This is a genomic window from Salinifilum ghardaiensis, from assembly GCF_054491345.1.
Genome location: NZ_CM137101.1, coordinates 4,366,560 through 4,382,982, shown reverse-complemented (window position 1 = coordinate 4,382,982; position 16,423 = coordinate 4,366,560). Strand labels below are relative to the sequence as shown.

13 protein-coding genes, 1 tRNA gene and 1 pseudogene are annotated in these 16,423 nt (G+C 72.9%); 6 read left to right on the top strand and 9 right to left on the bottom strand.

Features of this window, described 5'->3' with window-relative positions:
- Nucleotides 1-28: 28 nt before the first annotated feature.
- Nucleotides 29-367 (bottom strand): type II toxin-antitoxin system PemK/MazF family toxin, encoded by a 339-nt coding sequence (locus ACVGV0_RS19945; protein ID WP_459157213.1) that lies wholly within the window; start codon nucleotides 365-367, stop codon nucleotides 29-31.
- A complete protein-coding gene (locus ACVGV0_RS19940; RefSeq protein ID WP_459157212.1) occupies nucleotides 364-603 on the bottom strand; it encodes a hypothetical protein in 240 nt (79 codons plus the stop codon). Before ACVGV0_RS19940 ends, ACVGV0_RS19945 begins: the two co-directional genes overlap by 4 nt.
- 626 nt (nucleotides 604-1,229) lie before the next feature.
- Between ACVGV0_RS19940 and ACVGV0_RS19935 the strand changes: the two genes are divergently transcribed.
- From ACVGV0_RS19935 to ACVGV0_RS19925, 3 genes are all read left to right on the top strand, one after another.
- Nucleotides 1,230-1,550, top strand: coding sequence for a hypothetical protein (locus tag ACVGV0_RS19935; protein ID WP_459157211.1), 321 nt, complete (start codon nucleotides 1,230-1,232; stop codon nucleotides 1,548-1,550).
- On the top strand, nucleotides 1,547-1,861 hold the full coding sequence (locus ACVGV0_RS19930) for a ribbon-helix-helix domain-containing protein (protein ID WP_459157210.1): 315 nt from the start codon (nucleotides 1,547-1,549) through the stop codon (nucleotides 1,859-1,861). Before ACVGV0_RS19935 ends, ACVGV0_RS19930 begins: the two co-directional genes overlap by 4 nt.
- Nucleotides 1,862-1,953: 92 nt before the next feature.
- Nucleotides 1,954-2,253 carry a hypothetical protein gene (locus ACVGV0_RS19925; protein ID WP_459160125.1) on the top strand — a complete coding sequence of 100 codons (300 nt, stop codon included), beginning with the start codon at nucleotides 1,954-1,956 and terminating at the stop codon, nucleotides 2,251-2,253.
- A 203-nt stretch (nucleotides 2,254-2,456) separates the two neighbouring features.
- Here ACVGV0_RS19925 and ACVGV0_RS19920 read toward each other — a convergent pair.
- The 5 genes and pseudogenes from ACVGV0_RS19920 to ACVGV0_RS19900 form a co-directional block, all read right to left on the bottom strand.
- Nucleotides 2,457-2,882: pseudogene (locus ACVGV0_RS19920) on the bottom strand (helix-turn-helix domain-containing protein); the annotation flags it as partial.
- Between the two features lie 127 nt (nucleotides 2,883-3,009).
- On the bottom strand, nucleotides 3,010-3,981 hold the full coding sequence (locus tag ACVGV0_RS19915) for a ribose-phosphate diphosphokinase (protein ID WP_459160075.1): 972 nt from the start codon (nucleotides 3,979-3,981) through the stop codon (nucleotides 3,010-3,012).
- Between the two features lie 46 nt (nucleotides 3,982-4,027).
- Nucleotides 4,028-5,548, bottom strand: a complete 1,521-nt coding sequence (glmU, locus tag ACVGV0_RS19910) for a bifunctional UDP-N-acetylglucosamine diphosphorylase/glucosamine-1-phosphate N-acetyltransferase GlmU (protein ID WP_459157209.1) — start codon at nucleotides 5,546-5,548, stop codon at nucleotides 4,028-4,030.
- A gap of 591 nt (nucleotides 5,549-6,139) precedes the next feature.
- Nucleotides 6,140-7,936 (bottom strand): GGDEF domain-containing protein, encoded by a 1,797-nt coding sequence (locus tag ACVGV0_RS19905; RefSeq protein ID WP_459157208.1) that lies wholly within the window; start codon nucleotides 7,934-7,936, stop codon nucleotides 6,140-6,142.
- A 23-nt stretch (nucleotides 7,937-7,959) separates the two neighbouring features.
- A tRNA-Gln gene (locus ACVGV0_RS19900) sits at nucleotides 7,960-8,030 on the bottom strand.
- A gap of 438 nt (nucleotides 8,031-8,468) precedes the next feature.
- Here ACVGV0_RS19900 and ACVGV0_RS19895 point away from each other — a divergent pair.
- Entirely contained in the window at nucleotides 8,469-9,458 is a 990-nt protein-coding gene (locus ACVGV0_RS19895) for an acyl-CoA desaturase (protein WP_459157207.1), read from the top strand.
- A 124-nt stretch (nucleotides 9,459-9,582) separates the two neighbouring features.
- The gene (locus tag ACVGV0_RS19890) at nucleotides 9,583-10,200 is read left to right on the top strand and encodes a TetR family transcriptional regulator (RefSeq protein ID WP_459160074.1); all 618 of its coding nucleotides are present in this window, start codon (nucleotides 9,583-9,585) and stop codon (nucleotides 10,198-10,200) included.
- Nucleotides 10,201-10,243: 43 nt separating this feature from the next.
- Here ACVGV0_RS19890 and ACVGV0_RS19885 read toward each other — a convergent pair whose 3' ends face one another.
- Entirely contained in the window at nucleotides 10,244-11,149 is a 906-nt protein-coding gene (locus ACVGV0_RS19885; RefSeq protein WP_459157206.1) for a DMT family transporter, read from the bottom strand.
- A 222-nt stretch (nucleotides 11,150-11,371) separates the two neighbouring features.
- A complete protein-coding gene (locus ACVGV0_RS19880; RefSeq protein WP_459157205.1) occupies nucleotides 11,372-12,553 on the bottom strand; it encodes a PQQ-dependent sugar dehydrogenase in 1,182 nt (393 codons plus the stop codon).
- 222 nt (nucleotides 12,554-12,775) lie between these two features.
- Between ACVGV0_RS19880 and mfd the strand changes: the two genes are divergently transcribed.
- Nucleotides 12,776-16,384, top strand: coding sequence for a transcription-repair coupling factor (gene mfd, locus ACVGV0_RS19875; protein ID WP_459157204.1), 3,609 nt, complete (start codon nucleotides 12,776-12,778; stop codon nucleotides 16,382-16,384).
- Nucleotides 16,385-16,423: the final 39 nt, after the last annotated feature.

Genomic DNA, 16,423 nt, shown 5'->3' with positions numbered 1-16,423 from the left:
TGATTCCTCCTTCTCCGTCGGGCCGGGGCTACAGGTCGAGCATGTGCGCCAAGGCGCGGCGCACCTCGGCGTACTCCTCCGCATCCGGGTCGAGCTCGGCCGCGCGACGGCGCAGTCGCCGGGTGGCGAGAGTTCGGACCTGCTCGGTGATCACCCAACTGGCCTGGCCGAGGCGGACGCGGTGCACCCACCCGGGCCGGCGGGTGGTGGTCAGCGGCAGCACGGTGGCCATGTCCCCGCCGGTCAGCTCGAGGTGGAACGAGCTGCTCACGATGAGCACGGGCCGGTCGCCGGCTTGCTCGTGACCGCGGGTGGGGTCGAGGTCGGCGAACCACACGGTCCCGGGCGCGAGGTCGCGTTGGCTCACGGGTTCCACCCGTCGGCGATGGCGGCGTCGGCTTGCGCGTCCGTGTCGACCTGGTCGACGTGGGCCTGCCAGTCGTCCGGGTCGCGGTCGCGGTCGCGGCGCACCGCGGCCAGGGCGGTGGCCTTCCAGTGCTCGTCGAGCAGCCGCTGGATCGTCTCGTCGGCAGAGGCACCGCCGAACTCCTCACGGCCGACACGCTGCACCCGGCGGCGGGTGTCGTCACTGACGCGGATCATGCGCGCTCACCTCCGTTCACACCTTCAGCATACACGTGTGTCTACGTGCTGCGTTCTCCTACGGCGTTTCCTTCGGTGAGTGTTGGTCACGGTGTGTCGACTTCCGCAGGGGTTCCGTGGACCTTCCGCAGGGGTTCCGACCGGGGTTCCGCACCCCTGCGGAACCCCGGCCCTCGCGCGCGGGCGACGCGCGTCGCGCCGCGTATCACCTCGGCCGGGGGCAGGTCATCGTGCAGCAGCTGGTGGGCGAGTTGGAGCCGAGCCTGCGGGGGGCTGATGCGCGACGACCGCCCATAACCGGCTTATGCGCGGTGCCGAGCACGACATTCCGGGCGCCCGTGTGAGGGGTCCCCGCCCGGCCACCCGGGGCGCACCCCGGCGCCATGGCGCTCGGGTGTCGGATCTCCGCCCCTGCCGCGAACGCGCGCCGACCAACCAGCCGGTTCGCGCTGGCCCCGGCGTCGCCGGCGGCGGGTCGATCCGTGATGACCGCGGAATCGTCCCAGTGCACAAGCCCTGCCGCGGGAGGCGTCGTCGCCGCGTGCTGAGCCGCTGCGCAGGGGGAGTACTCGGCATCGCCGCAGGGCTGTCCCAGTTCTCCGTGGTGCGGATGGTGTCGTGCGCCCTTGCTAAGTCGTGTCCGACACATCCCCGGTGGATACTGCGAGGAGTACTGGTGCACGTCCGGTACCCAGTCGGCGCGCCGGCACCGCATCGGCCGCGCCCGCGCCACGGAGGTGCTGGCCGCGCCGGTGGCGGTGCTTGCTGTGGCCGGCCCGTCCGGACGGGAGATGCGGATGGTCCTCGACGACGATCACACCGGCCGGGCCCTGGAGGTGGGCGTGCTCGACGGCGCCGACGGGGTGCTCGTGGTCGTGCACGTTATGGACCTGCGGGCCAAGTACCGGGGTTACTGCGAGCGCGGCAAGGAGGGGGAGGACGCATGAGCCGCACCGACGGCGAGTTCATCGACCTGGAGGCCGAGGTCGTCTACGACACGCACGGCCGGCGGATCACTGAAGCCGACGCCGAGGCCGCTGCCGACGCCTTCGAGGCTGATGACCTTGAAGCGCTGGAGGTGACCTACCCCCGTGGCGGGCGCCCGTCGCTGTCGAGTCCGGGTGCTCACTCGCCGCGGGTGGACGTGCGCGTGCCCCGCGGGCTCAAAGTGGCGCTCGACCGGCTCGCGCACACCCAAGGTCGACGGGAATCCGAGCTCGTCCGCGAAGCACTCGAGGAATACCTCGCCCGCCACTGACCGGATCACACCCGGTCAGCCGTGGGGTCGCACTCGCCCGTCGGTACCCGGAGGATGATCAGTTGCGGTGTGCTGGCCGGCGAGGTGATCGCATGTCCCGCATCGACCGGCACCATCGCTACGACGACCTCACCTTCGTGGCCCACGTCCTGGCCCGGCACCACGGGCGCCAGGCCGTGGCCGTGCCCGACATCGACGCGTGGCTGGGGGAGAACAAGCACCGCCGCACCCGCGCCCTGCTCGTGGTCTGGGACCGCACCGACGCGGCCATCCTCGCCCGCGAGCGCGACGACGTGGCGGTCCTCGCCGCCGCCCCGCGGCTCGACTGGGCCCGCCGGTGGGCGGCCGCGGTCGACGACATCCCCGACCAAGATTCCCGCTCGGACGGATAAACGGACCTCCCGCCCTCGTTTGGATAGCACGCTATCCAACAGGGAAGTATCGTCGCAGCGCAGCGGGCGTGGATCGCACATTTGCCGCGTGTCGGGCCGGTGCGCTCCGGCCGGAGTGAATGGCCGGGGACTGCGCGGCGGGAACCGGCCTCGGTGGCCGGTGCGGGCCCCGCGTGGGGTAGTGAGGGGTGCGTAGTCTGCCGGGCATGTGCCCGGGCCGCATGCGGTCGATACATCGTTCGCGGTCGCACTCCACCGACCGATGTGGCATTACGGCGAAGCTCGCGACTGATCGTCGAGGGGTATCGGCCCAGCTCCCGCGCGATCGTGCGGACCCCGGCCTTCTCCCGTCGCCGGTCGGCGATGTGGAGGCGCTCATCCTCGCTCAAGTAGCGGCCCGAGCCAGAAGCCGATCCCTGCCGGGTGATCGGCGAGATCGGCTTCTGGCCCTGGCCAGGCGAATGGTGCCCGTTGCGCCACTTCTTGCCCGTCCGCACGTTCACACCAACGATGCGGCAGGCTTCACAGCTGCTATAGCCCTGCTGCATGAGCTGGAAGTATTCCTCCCGCTCCCGGGAGAGCTTCTTCCGTCCCTGCGGCGACCGGTCCTTGCGGATCTCGAAGTCCATCGCACCCCTTCGGCCGGGGTGTTGCGACGACCACTAGAACCCAAGGGGTCGGACCGGGGCCCTCGCGCATCGGTGCGCAGCGCGCCCGCGCGAGCCGGCCGGGGCGCAGGCCCGCCCGCGCCCGTCGTCACGCGTCGCCGTCGAAGAGGCTCGTCACCGAGCCGTCCTCGAAGACCTCCTGGATGGTGCGGGCCAGCAGCGGAGCGATCGACAGCACCGTCAGCGTGTCGAACTTCTTCTCCTCCGGGATCGGCAGCGTGTTCGTCACGACGACCTCGCGCGCGCCGCAGTTCGCCAGGCGCTCGGAGGCCGGCCCGGACAGCACGGGGTGCGTGGAGGCGATGATGACGTCCTTGGCGCCCGTCTCCAGCAGCTGCTTGGTGGCCTTGGTGATGGTGCCGCCGGTGTCGATCATGTCGTCGACCACGACGCACAGCCGGTTCTCCACGTCGCCGACCACGCGGTTGGCCACGACCTCGTTCGGCTTGAGCGGGTCGCGCGTCTTGTGGATGAACGCCAGCGGCGTGCCGCCGAGGTCGTCGGCCCACTTCTCCGCGACGCGCACGCGGCCGGAGTCGGGGGAGACGACGGTGATCTGCTCGTCCGGGTAGGTCTCGCGGATGTAGTTCGCCAGCAGCTTCTGCGCGAACATGTGGTCCACCGGGCCGTCGAAGAAGCCCTGCACCTGGTCGGTGTGCAGGTCGACGGTGACCAGGCGGTCGGCGCCCGCGGTCTTGAACAGGTCCGCCATCAGGCGCGCCGAGATCGGCTCGCGGCCCTTGTGCTTCTTGTCCTGGCGGGCGTAGCCGTAGAACGGCATGACCACGGTGATGCGCTTGGCGCTGCCGCGCTTGAGCGCGTCCACCATGATCAGCTGTTCCATGATGGCGTCGTTGAGCGGGTGCGTGTGCGACTGGATCACGAACGCGTCGCAGCCGCGCACGGACTCGTCGTAGCGGACGAAGAGCTCACCGTTGGCGAACTGGTAGGCAGCCTGGGGCGTGACCGTCACGTCGAGCTGCTTGGCCACCTCCTCGGCCAGCTCCGGGTGGGTGCTCCCGGAGAAGAGCTTGAGGCTCTTCTTGGGTGTCGCGGACATGGCACTCACGGTCATCGTCCCTCCCCGTTGACGTGCGTCATTGCCGTCACTCGTCGGATTGGTGGATGGTTTCTGCATTGCCCAGGGCCCGTTGTGCGGCCTGGTCGGCGGCGGTACCCGGGCGGCGCTTGGCCACCCAGCCTTCGATGTTGCGCTGCCTCCCGCGCGCCACCGCCATGGCGCCCGGGGGGACATCTTCTGTGATCACCGAGCCGGCGGCGGTGTAGGAACCGTCGCCGACCTCGACCGGTGCGACGAACATGTTGTCGGCGCCGGTCCGGGCGTGGGAGCCGATCACGGTGTGGTGCTTGTCCACCCCGTCGTAGTTGACGAAGACCGTGGCAGCCCCGATGTTGCTGTGCTCCCCGATGGTTGCATCACCGACGTAGGTGAGGTGCGGGACCTTCGTACCGGTGCCGATGTCCGCGTTCTTCGCCTCGACGAACGAGCCCGCCTTCGACCGCGCGCGCAGCTGCGTGCCCGAGCGCAGGAAGGCGAAGGGGCCGACCTGGGCCTCCGGGCCGACCTCGGCGCGCTCGCCGTGCGAGCGCACGACCGACGCGCCCGCGTGCACGGTGCAGGCGGTGAGCGTGGTGTCCGGGCCGATGGTGGCGCCCTCGCCGACGGTGGTGCCCGCGCGCAGCTGCACGCCCGGTTCGAGCAGCACGTCGCGGTCGAGCACGACGTCGCAGTCCAGCCACGCGCTGGAGGGGTCGGTGACGGTGACGCCGCTGCGCATCCACGACTCGACGAGGCGGCGGTTCAGCTCCGCGCCGAGGTTCGCCAGCTGGACGCGGTCGTTGACGCCCTCCACCAGCCACGGGTCGGAGCAGACCAGCGCACCGACGCGGCGGCCCGCGCCGCGGGCGATGGCCAGCACGTCGGTGAGGTACCACTCGCCCTGGGCGTTGTCCGCGGAGAGCCGGGCCAGCGCCTCGCGCAGGACGAACGCGTCGAAGGCGTACACCCCGGAGTTGATCTCGGTGATCTCCGCCTGCGCGTCGGTGGCGTCCTTCTGCTCGACGATCCCGGTGACGACGCCGTGCGCATCGCGCAGCAGGCGGCCGTAGCCGGTGGGGTCGGCGACGGCGGCCGAGAGGACGGTGACCGCGTTGCCGGAGTCGTGGTGCTCCTCGAGCAGGGCGCGCATGGTCGCGCTGTCCAGCAGCGGCACGTCGCCGCAGGTCACCAGCACCGTCCCCGCGGACGTCCCGTCGAGGGCCTCGAGGCCGCGGGCCACGGCGTGCCCGGTGCCGAGCTGCTGCTCCTGCACGGCGGTGGCGATCGGGCGGTCGAGGGAGGTGGACAGCTCGTCCAGGTGCGGAGTCACCGCGGTGCGGCCGTGGCCGACGACCACGGCGAGCTCGCCCGGGTCGACACCGGCGACGGCGCGCACGGAGTGCTCCAGGAGGGGGCGTCCGGCGAGGCGGTGCAGCACTTTCGGCGTCGCGGAGCGCATCCGCGTGCCTTCCCCCGCTGCGAGGACGATGGCCTGCACGGAATCCGGCGAATCGGACCCGGCGGAGCTGTCGGGGGAAGCGGGCTGGGCGGCTTCGCCCTGGAGCATCGGCGCTCTCCCTTGGTCTCTCGACGCTGCCTTCGCGGCACCAGGCTTGAGTTCGTCGCGCTCGTCGGGGCTCCGGCGAGCGCGATTCGAGAAGTGCTCCCCGCACGCGTGTCAACGCTCGCACAGCGGTAGCGCCGTCCCTCCGCCGGAGCAGCCGATCGGCGCGGCCACTGCCACCGAGCGGGTGAAGGGTAACCGGAACGAACGGCCCCGGCGCGCACGGCCCCTCCGTGGTGCGAACCGGTCGGAGTTGTCGTGGTGCCCGCCCGATAATACCTGCTCAGCCTCTTCGGGCGGGGATGCGCGAGCGGTGCGAGCTGCGATTTCCGGGGTGCGGGCGCGAGCGGCACCCGCACTGCCGGTGCCGCCTGTCCCGCGGCGGTGCCGCTGCGGTGTCGCCGCGCGTGCCCGCCGGTCGGGTCGCGCGACGGGTGGTTGTCGCGAATCCCACTGCCCGCACCCGGCGGGCGCGCCCGAAGGGCCCGGAAGCGGCCGGAGCGCCGGAATAGTACGAAGTGACGGAATCCCGCCGGTCGTACGACCTCTCGCGCACCACCCCGTCGCGAACCGACCCGTCCTGAACCGACCGGATCAGGTGAGCGGTTCCGGCGGGGTCCAGAGCCGCCGCCCGCCCGGATCCTCGACCTCCGCGGCGGGTGCGGCGGCGTGCACGCCGCCGCCGCCCGCGCGCTTGGCCCGGTACATGGCCTCGTCGGCGCGCGCGAGCGTGCGCTCCGGTGATTCCTCGGCGCGGGTGGCCACCACCCCGATGGACAGCGTCACCCCGCGCGCGACGCCCGCGGGCAGCCGGCTCACCGCGCGGACGCTGCGCCGCAGCGCGGACTCGGCCGCCTCGAGCGCGACGCCGGGCAGCAGCACGACGAACTCGTCCCCGCCGTAGCGCGCGACGAAGTCGTCCGCGCGCAGCGTGTCCCGCAGCGAGTCGGCGATGGCGCGCAGCACGTCGTCGCCCTCGGCGTGCGAGGAGTGGTCGTTGACCTCCTTGAACCCGTCCAGGTCCACCAGCGCCACCGCCAGCGGTTGCGCCTCGGGGGAGGAGTGCAGCTGCTCGAGGCGTTCGTCGAGCGCGCGCCGGTTGTGCAGCCCGGTCAGCGAGTCCTGCAGGGCCTGGCGCGTGATCGCGTCGTGCTCGTTGCTCAGCCGCGAGTTCTCCAGCCGGGTCAGCAGCGTGGACACCCGGGTCTGCCGCATCGCCCACAGCTCGTTCTCCAGCTCGGCGGCGTAGCTGCGCAGCGCGGCGTCCCTCTCCTCGGCTCCCAGCGCGGTCATCCGCGTGCACTCGCGGGCGAGCGCGATGCGCAGCGTGGGGTCGGAGGTCTCCGCGGTCAGTTCCGCGCGCACCCGGGCCAGCAGCGCGCCCGCTTCCGGTTCGCGGTCGGCGCGCACGAGGCAGCGGGACAGCGCGACCGCGGTGAGGATCTTCTCCCGGGGGTGGATCGCGCGATCCAGCTCGAGCAGTCCGCGCAGCCGGGAGACGTGCTCCGGGCCGGGACGGGCCAGGGCGTGCGCGGTGCCCAGCACCGGCATCTGCTCCGCCGCGGGTTGTTCGGCCAGGCGGGGGAACAGCGACTCGTGCCACGGACCTTCGGCGGCCTCCGCGATGGCCGCGGCGGTGCTGTAGCGGCGCTCGGCCTCCTCGGCGTGCCCGACCCGCTCGAGCCGCATCCCCCAGCCGAGCAGCATGCGGCAGCGGTTGATCAGGTGCACCGCGATCTCGTGCGGACCGCCGCCTTCGCGGATGCGCTGGTGCGCCCGCGACATGACCTCGTCGGCCATCTCGTAGACGCCGAGCTGGGTGAGCACCAGGCCGAGGTCCACCAGGGCGGTGGCCAGCACCCGCTCCCAGGAGCGCAGTCCGAGGGCGTGGTCCGGGGCGGGGTCCTCGTCGAGCAGGGCCAGCCCGTGGGCGACCTCGGTCAGCGCGCTGTCCTCGGCACCGCTCAGCAGCGCGCGCTGGCCGCGCAGGGCGTGGCTGTCGGCCTGGAAGACCACGAGCCCGTGCCGCCGCGAGTGCGTGAGCAGCTCGTCGAGCAGCGGTTCGGCGCTGGCCGGGTACCCGGCGGTGGCCAGCCGGAGGGAGGTGCAGTGGCGCAGGACCTGCGCGATCACGCGGGGTTCGCCGCGGCGGCGGGCCTCCGCGAGCAGCCGGTCGGCTTCCCCGATCGCCTCGGACTGCCCCTGCGTGTCGCTGTACTGGCCGACGGCGTTGAGCTCGCGCGCCCGGGCCAGGAGCCAGGCCTCGGAGACCTCGCCCAGCGCGGCCGCGTCCTCCTGCGGTGCCTCCGTGTCCTCGTGCAGCGGCGCACACCCCCTGGTCGTGTGGCGGAGCCGGCGGAGTTCGCCGTCGTCCGGTTCGGGGGTCAGCACGGCAGGTCCGGGAAGGTCGCTCGCTCCGCCGCCAGGATTCGAACCTGGACCATCGGAACCAAAATCCGAGGTGCTGCCGTTACACCACGGCGGATCGGGCACTGCCGTGGATGTCCCTCGACAGTCGGAGCCGGGGTCCGGGACCGGAACCGGTTCCGATATCGCCCACGGCACATCCTGGCACGGCCGCGGCCGCCGGGGGGCAGTGGGGCCGCGCTCGCGCGGCGGCCGGGGAGTTCGGGTGCTGCGTCGGTCACGTCGGATCCGACGGTGCGCGCCGACTCGCGGTTGCGTGCTCCTCCTCGGTCGAACGGGTGAAGTTGGCTGGCGAGCCGGACCGCACCGAGGCCTCATGGGGGCGAGCGGCGACACGCCTGAGAGCGGCGACACGCCGTGATTTACCGAATCGGGATGACGTGTTCGCGGGGGAGAACTTACGCTGTCGTAGGTTACGGTTCCGTAGGTTGGACTCCTTCGCAGCACAACGGCACGCGCGAGTCTCGGAACTGCCACGGACAGTGAGGAAGAGAGCATGACCGCAACAACCGGGTACGCGACCCCTTCCGCCGCTTCCGCGGACTCAGGAACCCCGAACGGCCAGTCCGGGCGCAAGCCCCTCGTGGCCGAGACCCGGAACTGGGTGTCGCAGCTGTCGGTGTACATCTTCGTTCTCGTGCCCCTGATGGCACTGATCACGGCCGTCCCCTTCGCCTGGGGGTGGGGCCTCGGGTGGGCCGACATCGGCCTCGCCGTCGCCTTCTACGCCATCACCGGGCTCGGCGTCACCGTCGGGTTCCACCGGCACTTCACGCACGGCTCGTTCAAGACCAAGCGGCCGGTCCGCGCGGTCCTCGCGGTCGCGGGCATGATGTCCGTGCAGGGACCGCTCATCAACTGGGTCGCCGACCACCGGCGCCACCACGCCTACTCGGACCGCGAGGGCGATCCGCACTCGCCGTGGCGCTTCGGCGGTTCGCCCGTGGCCCTGGCCAAGGGCTTCTGGTACGCGCACATGGGGTGGCTGTTCGAGCGCGACGTCACCAACTCGCAGCGCTTCGCCCCGGACCTGCACAAGGACCGCACGATGTTCGGGCTCAACCGGCTGTTCGTGCTGTGGACCGTGCTGAGCCTGCTGCTGCCCGCCGTGCTGGGCGGCCTGCTCACCTGGTCCTGGTGGGGCGCGTTCACCGGGTTCTTCTGGGCCGGCCTGGTGCGGGTCTCGCTGCTGCACCACATCACGTGGTCGGTGAACTCGATCTGCCACATGATCGGCGAGCGGCCGTTCAAGAGCCGCGACAAGGCCGCCAACTTCTGGCCGCTGGCCCTGGTGTCCTTCGGCGAATCCTGGCACAACTCGCACCACGCCGACCCGACCTGCGCGCGGCACGGCGTGAAGCGGGGCCAGCTGGACATCTCCGCGCGCGTGATCTGGGCGCTGGAGAAGCTCGGCTGGGCCTGGAAGGTGCGGTGGCCGAACGCCAAGCGCCTCGCCCGCATCTCGGTCACCGAGTCGGGGAGCTGATCGACCGGCCCCGGCGAGGACCGGTGAGCGGTTTAGGGTTGTCCGAGTGGCACGGCGACGCGCACGTTCCAGCGAATCCAACAAGCGGGCCTCCCGCTCGGCCCGCCGCGCCGCGCGCGTGCGGATGAGCGGGGAGGAGCGGCGGCACCAGCTGCTCGACGTGGCGCGCGCCCTCTTCGCCGAGAAGGGCTTCGACGGGACCTCGATCGAGGAGATCGCCCACCGGGCCGAGGTGTCCAAACCCGTCGTCTACGAGCACTTCGGCGGCAAGGAGGGCATCTACGCCGTCGTGGTGGACCGGGAGATGCGGCACCTGCTCGACGAGATCGTCTCCGCCCTCTCGGCCGGGCACCCCCGCGAGCTCCTGGAGCAGGCCGCACGAGCACTGCTGGACTACGTCGACAACTCCACGGACGGGTTCCGCGTGCTCGTGCGGGACTCCCCGGTGGCCAGCACCACCGGGACCTTCTCCAGCCTGCTCAACGACATCGCCAGCCAGGTCGAGGACATCCTCGGCGTGCAGTTCTCCGCCCGCGGCTACGACCCGAAGCTCGCGCCGCTGTACAGCCAGGCGCTCGTCGGCATGGTGGCGCTGGTCGGGCAGTGGTGGCTGGAGGTGCGCAAGCCGAAGAAGGACGAGGTCGTCGCCCACCTGGTCAACCTGGCCTGGAACGGCCTGTCGCACCTCGAGGCCAAGCCCGAGCTGCGCACCACCCGAGGCCGCGCCGGCTCCCGCCCGTGAGGCCGCGCCGGCTCCCGCCGGGCGGGGACGGCAGCGGCGGTGCTCACCGCGCGGGGCGCCGGGAGATCGCCACACCGACCAGGCAGATCGCTCCGCCCGCGAAGCCGTACACCGAGGGCGTCTCGGACAGCAGCAGCCACGACAGCAGCACCGACAGCGCGGGAACGGCGTAGGAGGAGGTGCTGAGCTTGCCGGCGTCGGTGCGGCGCAGGGCGTAGGCCCAGGTGCTGAAGCCGAGAGCGGTCGGGGCCACGCCCAGGTACACCGCGGCGAGGACGTCGCTCGCCGACGCCGGGCCCAGCTCGGTGATCAGCTCCGGCAGCCACGGCAGCAGCGCCACCGCGGCGATCACGCATCCGAGCCAGGTGATGGTGAACCCGTCCGCGTGGCGCATGGTGCGCTTCTGGATCAGCACGCCCGCCGCGTAGAGGACCGCGGCCAGCAGGCACAGCACGACGCCGATCCCGTCGCTCCGCCCCGAGCTCCCGGCGGCGATGAGCGCGACCCCGCCGAACGAGACCCCCGCCCCCGCCAGCAGCGGCCGGGGGAAGCCCTCGCCCAGGAGGAGGCCCGCGCCGAACGCGACGAGCAGCGGGGCGACGTTCACCAGCAGCGCCGCCGTCCCCGCGTCGACGTGCAGCTCACCGGCGTTGAGCGCGACGCTGTAGGCGCCCAGCCAGAGCACCCCGTAGGCGGCGATCAACCCGAGCCCCCTGCCGGACAACCGCACGCGCAGTGCGCGCCCGGGGCGGGCGAGCGCGAACACCGACAGCGCCGTCGCCGCGACCGCGAGCCGGAGCAGCGCGAGCGGCGCGGGCGACAGCGCCTCGCCCGCCTCGCGGATGGCCACGAACGAGGAGGACCACAGCAGCATCGTGAAGGCCGCCGCCGCAGCGGCCTTCCGCGGTTCGGTGAGCAGCGTGGAGCGGGCGTCGGTGCGCGAGATCACGAGGCCATCCTCGAAGGGCCCTCGCGTCAGCACAAGCGAATAGTTCTGCAATGACCGTTAAGCTCCACTGCACACTGCCGTGTCCCGCCGGGACCCGACCGCCGGGGTCCGATCACCGGGGGCGGTCCCGTCGCGGACGCGCTCCGCGCGAGCGCGTGCGGGCCGCACCGGCGGGGCGCGGACCAGGTCGGTCGGAGCCCTCGCACGGCGCGCGGCGGCTCGTCAGAGCTCGCTCGGCGTCACCCGCAGCACCCGGTCGTTGGAGCCGTTCGAGGTCGTCACGTACAGCGCGCCGTCCGGTCCCTGCTCGGCGGCCCGGAGGCGGCCGAACGTGCCGTCCAGCGGCCGCGGCACGTGCACGCCCCGCACGTCCCCGGACCCGGTCACGTCGAACAGCAGCAGTTTGCTGCCCTTCAGCGCGGCCACCGCCAGCCGCCCGTCCAACGGGCCCCACTGCGCGCCGGACAGGAACGTCGCGCCGCAGATCGCCTCGGTCCGCCCGCCGGAGGACCACGCGGCCGGGACCGCGTTCGGGAACCGCTCCCGGTCGGTCATCGGGACCGACTCGTCGTAGCCGGTCGGACCACCGCGCGGAGCCCACCCGTAGTTGCGGCCGGGCCGGACCCGGTTGATCTCGTCGTCCGCGTCCGGGCCGTGCTCGGAGAGGAACACGCCCCCGTCGGCGCGCGTGGCGATGCCCTGCGCGTTGCGGTGCCCGAAGGTGAGCACGAGGCGCTGGCGCGGATCGGCCGCGCCGGCGAACGGGTTGCCGCGCGCCGGGCCGCCGGAGTCCGGGTCGACGCGCAGGAGCTTGCCGCCGAGGGAGGTCCGGTCCTGCGACACCCGCGGCGCGGCGCTGTCGCCGGTGGTGACCAGCAGGGCACCGGTGCGGTCCAGCTCCAGCCGGCAGCCGGCGTGCCGCCCGTTCGACCGCAGCGGGATGCCGGTGACCAGCGGATCACCGACCCGCCGCGCCTCCGCGCGGTCCGCGGACAGCCGCCAGCGCAGCACGCGGACGTCGTGCGCCCGCCCGCCGCGCTCCGCGGCCTGGCAGGTGAAGAAGGTCCGGTTCCGCGCGAAGTCCGGGTGCAGCTGCAGTCCCATCAGCCCCGCCTCGTTGCGGGCGAAGACGTCGCCGAAATCCGCGCGCACCGGACGCGGCCGCGTGCGGGAGCGCGGATCGGGCAGCAGCACCAGCTCCCCCGAGCGCTGGGTGACCAGGGCCGCGCCGTCCGGCAGGAACCCGATGTCCCACGGGTGCTCCAGCCCCTCGGCCACGACCTCCGCGGCGAGCTCGCCCGTCGGCGCGGAGGGGGTCGGGCCCGCGTCCTGCCGCACCGGTTGCCCGCCGCAGGCGGCCAGCGCCGCGGCGACCGCGAGGAGCACCAGGAACCGAACGCGCACGGGCTCAGTGTGCCAGCGCACCCGGTTCGGCGGGGGTCGCCGACACACCCGGCCGCGGACCGCGCCCCCGCGGGCACCGCGGCCGCACGTCGTAGGCTGGGTGGTGGTCTCCTGCTCCCGGTCGACCGCGTCGTCGATCCTCCGGCCGGTGGCGCGCCCGCCGCCCCGCGGTCCCGGGCAGGAACGTGTGCGCATGTCGTGACGTCGCTGCGAGGTACACCCATGACTCAGGCCGGTCCCCTGCGCGGGCTGCTGGACACGATGCTGGCCGACCCGGCCGTGGCGCGCGTGCTGCGCTCCACCGACCGCCCGCGCCTGGTGCTGGAGGGGCCGGCCGCCGCGCGCCCCCTCACCGCGGCCGCGCTGGCGGCCGGCGGGGGCAGCGGTGGCGCGGAGCGGCCGGTGCTGCTGGTCACCGCCACCGGCCGCGAGGCCGAGGAGGCCGCTGCGGCGGTCGGCGACCTCATCGGTGAGGACGCGGTGGCCGTGTTCCCGTCGTGGGAGACCCTCCCGCACGAGCGGCTCTCCCCCCGCGCGGACACGGTGGGCCGCCGGCTGGCCGTGCTGCGGCGGCTGGCCCACCCCGAGGAGCACGCCGAGGGGCCGGTCCGCGTGCTCGTCAGCACGGTGCGCAGCCTGATCCAGCCGATCGCCCCGGGCCTGGGCGAGCTGCGCCCCGTGCGGCTGGGCGTCGCCGACGAGCACGACTTCGAGCAGCTCACCGCCCGTCTCGCGCACCTGGCCTACGAACGCGTGGACATGGTCGAGAAGCGCGGCGAGTTCGCCGTGCGCGGCGGGATCGTCGACGTCTTCCCGCCCACCTCGGAGCACCCGCTGCGGCTGGAGTTCTGGGGCGACGAGGTCACCGAGATCCGCCCCTTCTCGGTGACCGACCAGCGCTCCCTGCCGGAGGCGGAGTCGGCCGAGCTGTACGCACCGCCGTGCCGGGAGCTGCTCATCACCGACCAGGTGGCCGAGCGGGCGGCGAAGCTCGCCGAGCAGCACCAGCAGGACCCGCAGCTGGCCGAGATGCTCGGCAAGATCGCCGCGGGCTCGGCCGTCGACGGGATGGAGGCGCTCATCCCCGCCCTGTGCGAGGGCGAGATGCACCTGCTGACCGAGCTGGTCCCGGAGGGCACGCACGTGCTGCTGGCCGATCCGGAGAAGATCCAGGCCCGCGCGGCCGACCTGGTGCGCACCGGCGAGGAGTTCCTGCAGGCCTCGTGGATGGTCGCCGCCGAGGGCGGGCAGGCCCCGATCGACCTGGGCGCGGCCGCCTACCGCGGCCTCGGCGACGTCGCCGAGCAGACCCGGCAGCGCGGCCTGCCCTGGTGGAGCCTGACGCAGCTGTCCAGCGAGCACGACGAGGCCGACGACGAGACCCTGCGGCTGGGGCTGCACCCGGTCGAGCGCTACCGGGGCGAGATCAGCAAGGCCTTCGCCGACCTGCGCGCGCACGTCACCGCTGGCGGCGCGGCCGTGCTCGTCGTCGCCGGGAGCGGTACCGCGCAGCGGGTGGCCGCGCAGCTCGGCGAGGAGGAGCTGCCCGTCAAGCTGGCCACCGAGGAGCTGGGCAGCGCCCCGGAGGGCGGTGTGGTCACCGTGGTGCGCGGCGGTCTGGAGGACGGCTTCGCCGCTCCCGAGGTGCGCCTGACCGTGCTCACCGAGACCGACGTCACCGGCGGCCGCGGCGGCACCTCCACCCGCGACATGCGGCGCATGCCCTCGCGCCGCCGCAACGCGGTCGACCCGCTGGCGCTGAAGCCCGGCGACTACGTGGTGCACGACCAGCACGGCGTCGGCAAGTTCGTCGAGATGGTGCAGCGCACCGTCGGCGGCGCCACCCGCGAGTACCTCGTGCTCGAGTACGCCTCGAGCAAGCGCGGTCAGCCGGGCGACCGGCTCTTCGTGCCCACCGACCAGCTCGACGAGGTCTCCCGCTACGTCGGCGGGGAGACGCCCTCGCTGAACAAGCTCGGCGGCGCGGACTGGAAGAACACCAAGGCCAAGGCGCGCAAGGCGGTCAAGGAGATCGCCGCCGAGCTCGTCCAGCTCTACGCGGCGCGCCAGTCCTCGCCGGGGCACGCGTTCGGCCAGGACACCCCGTGGCAGCGCGAGCTGGAGGACGCTTTCCAGCACATCGAGACCGGCGACCAGCTCGCGGCCATCGACGAGGTCAAGCGCGACATGGAGAGCCAGGTGCCGATGGACCGGGTGATCTGCGGCGACGTCGGCTACGGCAAGACCGAGATCGCCGTGCGCGCGGCGTTCAAGGCGGTGCAGGACGGCAAGCAGGTGGCGGTGCTCGTGCCGACGACGCTGCTGGCGCAGCAGCACCTGAACACCTTCACCGAGCGGATGCGGTCCTTCCCCGTGCGCGTCGAGGGGCTGTCCCGGTTCACCACGTCCGAGGAGGCCGAGCGCACGCTGACCGGGCTCGCCGAGGGCGAGGTCGACGTCGTCATCGGCACGCACCGGTTGCTGCAGACCGGGGTGCGCTACCGCGACCTCGGGCTGGTCATCGTCGACGAGGAGCAGCGCTTCGGCGTCGAGCACAAGGAGCACATCAAGTCGCTGCGCACGCACGTGGACGTGCTGACGATGTCGGCCACGCCGATCCCGCGGACGCTGGAGATGAGCACCGCGGGCATCCGCGAGATGTCCACCATCCTCACCCCGCCGGAGGAGCGGCACCCGGTGCTCACCTACGTCGGGGCCTACGACGAGAAGCAGGTGGCCGCCGCGATCCGCCGCGAGCTGCTGCGCGACGGCCAGGTGTTCTTCGTGCACAACCGGGTCTCGGACATCGAGAAGACCGCCCGGCACCTGCGCGAGCTCGTCCCCGAGGCGCGGGTGGTCACCGCGCACGGGCAGATGAACGAGGACCGCCTGGAGAAGATCATCCAGGGCTTCTGGGAGCGCGAGCACGACGTGCTCGTGTGCACCACGATCATCGAGACGGGCCTGGACATCGCCAACTCGAACACGCTCGTCGTGGACCGGGCCGACCGGCTCGGCCTCGCCCAGCTGCACCAGCTGCGCGGCCGCGTCGGGCGCGCCCGGGAGCGCGCCTACGCGTACTTCCTGTACCCGGGGGAGACGCCGCTGAAGGACACCGCCTACGACCGGCTGTCCACGATCGCGCAGAACTCGGAGCTGGGCGCCGGCATGGCCGTGGCGATGAAGGACCTGGAGATCCGCGGCGCGGGCAACATCCTCGGCGCGGAGCAGTCCGGGCACATCGCCGGGGTCGGGTTCGACCTGTACGTGCGGCTCGTCGGCGAGGCGGTCGAGGCCTACCGGCAGCAGGCCGACGGCGGGTCCGGTGACGTCGAGGAGACCGAGCCCACCGAGGTCCGCGTCGACCTGCCGGTGGACGCGCACATCCCGCACGACTACGTCTCCGGTGAGCGGCTGCGGCTCGAGGCCTACCGCAAGATCGCGGCCGCGCGGACCGAGGAGGACCTGGACTCGGTGCGCACCGAGCTGGTCGACCGCTACGGGCCGGTGCCGGATCCGGTGACGCGGCTGCTGCACGTCGCGCGCTTCCGCCAGGTCTGCCGCGAGCACGGGGTCACCGAGGTGACGGTGCAGGGCTCCTCGCTGCGGTTCGCCCCGGTGGAGCTGCGCGATTCGCAGGCGGTGCGGCTCAAGCGGCTCCACCCGAAGGCGGTGCACAAGCCGGCCGTGCGCACCCTGTCCGTGCCGCGCCCCACCGAGGGCGCCGCCGGCGGGCGCATCGGCGCGCCCCAGCTGCGCGACGAGGCGCTGCTGGACTGGTGCACCGAACTGCTGAACTCGGTGGTGGCCGCCCCGGCGCCGGCGTGGTGATCTTCACCACGCGAGCGAGCCGTGCGAAGCTGTGCAGCT

Bases quoted from the DNA above. Each gene is read 5' to 3' on its own strand.
- ACVGV0_RS19895 (WP_459157207.1), top strand. From the start codon at position 8,469: ATGACCGCAACAACCGGGTACGCGACCCCTTCCGCCGCTTCCGCGGAC.
- ACVGV0_RS19890 (WP_459160074.1), top strand. From the start codon at position 9,583: ATGAGCGGGGAGGAGCGGCGGCACCAGCTGCTCGACGTGGCGCGCGCC.
- mfd (WP_459157204.1), top strand. From the start codon at position 12,776: ATGACTCAGGCCGGTCCCCTGCGCGGGCTGCTGGACACGATGCTGGCC.
- ACVGV0_RS19915 (WP_459160075.1), bottom strand. From the start codon at position 3,981: ATGTCCGCGACACCCAAGAAGAGCCTCAAGCTCTTCTCCGGGAGCACC.
- glmU (WP_459157209.1), bottom strand. From the start codon at position 5,548: ATGCTCCAGGGCGAAGCCGCCCAGCCCGCTTCCCCCGACAGCTCCGCC.
- ACVGV0_RS19940 (WP_459157212.1), bottom strand. From the start codon at position 603: ATGATCCGCGTCAGTGACGACACCCGCCGCCGGGTGCAGCGTGTCGGC.
- ACVGV0_RS19930 (WP_459157210.1), top strand. From the start codon at position 1,547: ATGAGCCGCACCGACGGCGAGTTCATCGACCTGGAGGCCGAGGTCGTC.
- ACVGV0_RS19925 (WP_459160125.1), top strand. From the start codon at position 1,954: ATGTCCCGCATCGACCGGCACCATCGCTACGACGACCTCACCTTCGTG.